This is a genomic window from Methylobacterium sp. (assembly GCF_019750675.1).
In the GTDB taxonomy this organism is placed as follows: Bacteria; Pseudomonadota; Alphaproteobacteria; order Rhizobiales; family Beijerinckiaceae; genus Methylobacterium.
The window spans coordinates 1-4539 of the sequence record NZ_JAIEOF010000333.1; the positions used below are offsets into that span (position 1 = coordinate 1).

The 4539-nt window shown below is 72.0% G+C and carries 6 protein-coding genes; 4 read left to right on the forward strand and 2 right to left on the reverse strand.

Annotated elements, in window-relative coordinates; genetic code table 11:
• From K2X24_RS16940 to K2X24_RS16950, 3 genes are all read left to right on the forward strand, one after another.
• The coding region (locus K2X24_RS16940) for an ABC transporter permease (RefSeq protein WP_292499508.1) at window positions 1–521 on the forward strand (521 nt) is incomplete at its 5' end.
• Window positions 518–1243, forward strand: coding sequence for an ATP-binding cassette domain-containing protein (locus K2X24_RS16945; protein ID WP_292499509.1), 726 nt, complete (start codon window positions 518–520; stop codon window positions 1241–1243). The genes K2X24_RS16940 and K2X24_RS16945, both read left to right, overlap by 4 nt.
• Window positions 1216–2058 (forward strand): extracellular solute-binding protein, encoded by an 843-nt coding sequence (locus tag K2X24_RS16950; protein ID WP_292499510.1) that lies wholly within the window; start codon window positions 1216–1218, stop codon window positions 2056–2058. The genes K2X24_RS16945 and K2X24_RS16950 overlap by 28 nt, the downstream gene beginning before the upstream one ends.
• A gap of 24 nt (window positions 2059–2082) precedes the next feature.
• Here K2X24_RS16950 and K2X24_RS16955 read toward each other — a convergent pair whose 3' ends face one another.
• Window positions 2083–2349, reverse strand: a complete 267-nt coding sequence (locus K2X24_RS16955) for a hypothetical protein (protein ID WP_292499511.1) — start codon at window positions 2347–2349, stop codon at window positions 2083–2085.
• Window positions 2346–2993 (reverse strand): PRC-barrel domain-containing protein, encoded by a 648-nt coding sequence (locus K2X24_RS16960; RefSeq protein WP_292499512.1) that lies wholly within the window; start codon window positions 2991–2993, stop codon window positions 2346–2348. Before K2X24_RS16960 ends, K2X24_RS16955 begins: the two co-directional genes overlap by 4 nt.
• 151 nt (window positions 2994–3144) lie before the next feature.
• Here K2X24_RS16960 and K2X24_RS16965 point away from each other — a divergent pair, with 151 nt between their 5' ends.
• The gene (locus K2X24_RS16965; RefSeq protein WP_292499513.1) at window positions 3145–4533 is read left to right on the forward strand and encodes a Wadjet anti-phage system protein JetA family protein; all 1389 of its coding nucleotides are present in this window, start codon (window positions 3145–3147) and stop codon (window positions 4531–4533) included.
• The last annotated feature ends 6 nt before the right edge of the window (window positions 4534–4539 follow it).

A 4539-nucleotide genomic window follows, 5' to 3' on the forward strand; every position in this document is an offset into this window, starting at 1 on the left:
TGGTCGGGCTCCTGAACGCCTTCATGGGTCTACCCCCCGTCATCGTCGGGCTGGTGCTCTACCTGCTCCTGTCACGGTCCGGACCGTTCGGAAGCCTCGGCCTGCTGTTCACGCCGACCGCAATGGTGGCGGCGCAGGCCGTGCTGGCGACGCCCCTGATCGCCGCCCTGACCCGGCAGGTGATCGCCGATTCGGAGGCCCATCTCGGTGAGCAGTTGCGTTCCCTCGGGCTCTCGGCGCCGCGCCGGGCGCTGGCCCTGATCCACGACACCCGCTTCTCCCTCGTGACGACGGCTCTTGCCGCCTTCGGACGGGCGATCTCGGAGATCGGCGCGGTGCTGGTCGTCGGCGGCAACATCGACGGCCATACCCGGACCATGACCACGGCGATCTCCCTCGAGACCCAGAAGGGCGACCTCGCCCTCGCCCTCGCTATCGGCCTCGTGCTGATGGGCATCGTCATCGCGGTGAACGGCGCGGCCGCCCTCCTGCGCGGGTACGCCGTGCGGGCCTTCGGATGAGCGCGATGCCGAGCCTGCACCTCGACGACCTCGTCCTGTGCCGCAACGGCACGACGATTCTCGACGGGCTGACCGCCGACATTCCGGCGGCCGGCATCACCGCCCTGATCGGCCCGAACGGCGCCGGCAAGAGCATCACGCTTCGGATCATCGACGGCCTCATCGCCCCGACCCGCGGTCAGGTTCGGATCGTCGCCTCCGCGCCCGTACGGCGCGCCTTCGTGTTCCAACGCCCGGCCCTGGTGCGGGCGAGCGCTCTGGCCAACGTCGCCCTGGCCCTCGCGCCCCTGCGGCTCGACCGCACCGAGCGCGAGGGTCGGGCCCGCGCGGCACTGGCCCGCGTCGGCCTCGCCGACCGGGCCGGGGATCCGGCGACGCGCTTCTCGGGTGGCGAGCAGCAGCGCCTGGCCCTCGCCCGCGCCTGGGCGGTGGAGCCGGGCCTTCTCCTGGCGGACGAGCCCACCGCCAACCTCGACCCCGCCGTCACCGAACTCGTGGAGGCGCTACTGGCCGAGATGGCCGCGCGCGGCACGAAGGTCGTGCTGGTCTCGCACAATCTCGGGCAGGTCATGCGGCTCGCCGCCGACGTGCTCGTGCTCGCGAGGGGCCGCGCCGTCGAGCACGGCCCGGCCCGCGCCATCCTCACTGCCCCCCAGAGGCCCGAGACCCGGGCCTACATCGCTGGAGAACTGCCTTGGACCTCCTTCGCCGCCGTCTCTTAGTTCGCGCCCTCGCCGCCGCCCTGGGCCTGACCGGCGCCTTCGGGCTCGCACCGGCGCTCAGGGCGGAACCCGCCTCCATCGTGGTGGCCTCCACCACGTCCACCGAGCAATCGGGCCTCTTCAAGCACCTGCTGCCCCTGTTCGAGGCCGGGAGCGGCATCGCCGTGAAGGTCGTGGCCCTCGGCACGGGCCAGGCCCTCGACGCGGCCCGGCGGGGCGATGCCGACGTGGTGCTGGTGCATGACCGCCCGGCCGAGGAGAAGTTCCTGAGTGAGGGCTTCGCCACGAAGCGCCAGGACGTGATGTACAACGACTTCGTCCTCGTCGGCCCGAAATCCGATCCGGCCGGCGTGAAGGGTCAGGACGTCGCGGCGGCCTTCGCCAAGCTCGGCACCGCCAAGGCGCCCTTCGTCTCGCGCGGCGACCGCTCCGGCACGCACAGCGCCGAGCTACGGACCTGGAAGGAGGCGGGCGTCGATCTCGCCGCCGTCAAGGGCGACTGGTACCGCGACGTCGGGCAGGGCATGGGGCCGGCCCTCAACGCCGCCTCGGCCCTCAACGCCTACATCCTGGCCGATCGCGGCACGTGGCTGTCGTTCAAGAACCGGGGCGACCTTGGTATCGTGGTCGAGGGCGACAAGCGCCTGTTCAACCCCTACGGCGTCATGCTGGTGAACCCCGGGAAGCACCCGGCCGTGAAGGCCAAGGAAGGCCAGGCCTTCATCGACTGGCTCGTTTCCCCCGAGGGACAGGCGGCCATCGCGAGCTACAAGATCGGTGGCGAGCAACTGTTCTTCCCCAGCGCCGTAAAGTAGCGCCGCCAAGTCGGGCAGCACCGGCTATCGGCGCGATTGCCGGCGCCGGACCACGTACCAGACCACGAAGACCAGGACCGCCACCACGAGGCTTGCCCAGATCCAGTTGAAATCCGTCGCCGCCGCGTTGGCGGCCGCGGAGTTCGAGCCGGATGGGGCGGACTCCCGGATCGGCGGTGCCGGGTTCATCTGCTGGGCCAACGCGTGGCCCATCATGGCGAGCGAAAACAGGGCGGCGCCCGCGAGGGTTCTCGCCCGCGTCATCGTGGGGCCTGCCTGCGCCGCGCTCACTTCTCGGCCTTCCGCGCGGCGTCGTAGCTGAAGGCGGGGGCCGCCGTGAGCTGCGCCTTCGTCATGCGGACCTCCGCGTGCAGTGGCGTCCCGCCGGCCATGACGGTGGCCGGCTCCGTCTTCGGCACCGTCGCGCCCGCCGTCGATCCGGTCGTGTCGCCGACCTTGCCGGCATGCATGTCCTCGACCGCGCCGAGTACGTCGCTGCTGGTGTCGGCCCCCGGCATGGTCTCGGGCGTGACCTTGGCGGCGGCCGCCTTGCTGGGCGCCGTCTCGGGCGTCGTCACCGAGGTCGGCCCGGAGGTGAGGGGAACGTCCTTCAGGTTCCAGGCGACCTGATCGAAGGGCACGGCGACGAGCTTCTCGCCGATCCCCAGGAAACCACCGACGCCGATCACCACGGCGGCGATGCGCCCGTCGCTGGCCAGCAGGAGGTCCTCGACCGAGCCGACCCGGACATGGTCCATGCCGATCACGGGCAAGCCGATCACTTTCGAGCCCCGGAGCGAGCCCGGCGCCGGATTGGCGAGCGTCCGGCCCGGGGCGTCCGCCGTCGCCTGGGCCAGGGCGGGAAGTCCCGCGAGGAGGGTGGTCGCGGCCAGGAAGGACGCGACGAGCGCTGCTGTGGGCAGGCGGCTGAACATGGGGAAACTCCGAAACGGCGCGCCGCGCGACGCACGGTGGACGGCGGGACAACGCACGCCCGCGCGGCGAGGTTCATCGCGCCTTCGGATCGCCGTCCCTACCGCGATTTGACTTGCGCGCCCCGCCGTGGCGATCGTCCGCGCCGACGCCATGCTGTTCAACTGCCTCTCCGACGACCTCTTCAAGCCGCTGGCCTCGCCGAGCCGCGCCTTCAACGCGGCCCTGCTGCTGCATCTGCACGCGCGGATCTTCGGCGACACCGCCGAGCCCCTGCGCAAGAGCGATGTCCTGGCGGCGATCGGCGACTTCGCGGCCGATTACGCGGCCAGCGAGATCGCGGACGACGATGCGACCCCGGCGGACCCGGCGGAGCGCCGCTCCGTGGTCTACCGCCGCCTGCTCGACGCGGGCTGGCTGGTCGAACGGCGCGAACGCTACGTCCCCGTGGTGGAGTTCGACCCCGAGGCCCGCCTCCTGGTGGAGGAGCTGGCGCGGCTGAACCGGGGCGAGACGCGCTCCTACGGCGGTGCGGTCCTCGACGTTCTGGGCAGCCTGGAAAGCGCCATCGCCAACCCGGCCGAGCGCTCCGAGGCGCTGGTCAATGCGGCCAAGTCGGCGCGCGCCTTCCTCAGCCACCTGCGCAGCCTCGCGGGGGCGATGCGCAAGAGCGAGGAGCGCATCCTGCGCGAGGCGGACCACGGCGCCGCCTTCCGGCTCTATTTCGAGGAGTTCGTGGCGCGCCACCTCGTCAGCGACTACCGGACCCTGCACACCCGCCTCAATCCCTTCCGGTTCCGCTCCGGCATCGTGCGCGAGGCGGGGCGGGCCTTACGCGATTCGCTGACCCTGCGGGCGCTCGCCGAGGCCGGTCTGCGCGAGGGCCGCGCCCCCACCATGGAGGCGGCCGAGCGCGCGGTCCGCGCCGATCTCGCCGAGATCCTGTCGATCTTCGAGGGGCTCGACCGGCACCTGGATGCGGTGGCCGACATCGTCGCCCGCCTGGAGCGGCGGATCGCGGCGGCGCTGCGCACCCTCGACCACCGCGATTCCGACCGGATCGAGCGCACCGCCGCCGCCCTGCGGGCTGTGGCGTCGGCGGATGACGACCTCGCGGGCCTGCCGGACCCCCAGGTCTCGCTCCTGCGCCCACCCATCGGCGAGCCGCATTGCTATGCCCCGCGCCTGCGCCGCCCCCCGATCGAGAGCGAACCCCTCCCGGAATTCGAACTCGACCCGGCCATCGAAGCCTTCATCGCCGCCAAGGATGCGTTCCGACTGCGGGTGGCGGTGACACCGGAGCGGATCGTCGATTTCATCGAGGCGCAGATCGGGCGCGGGCGCGCGATCCGGGGCTCGCAGATCCGCATCGCCAACGTGGACGACTTCGTGGTCTTCCAGCGCCTGCGCGAGATCGACGTGCTGTTCGACGGCAGCCTGCGGCGCCGGTACCGCCTCTCGCGGGTCGAGGGCCGCGTCGCCAACGGCTGGCTGGATTGCCCCGACTTCCTGGTGGAACGGGCCGGCACCGGCGCGCGCTGATCCGAC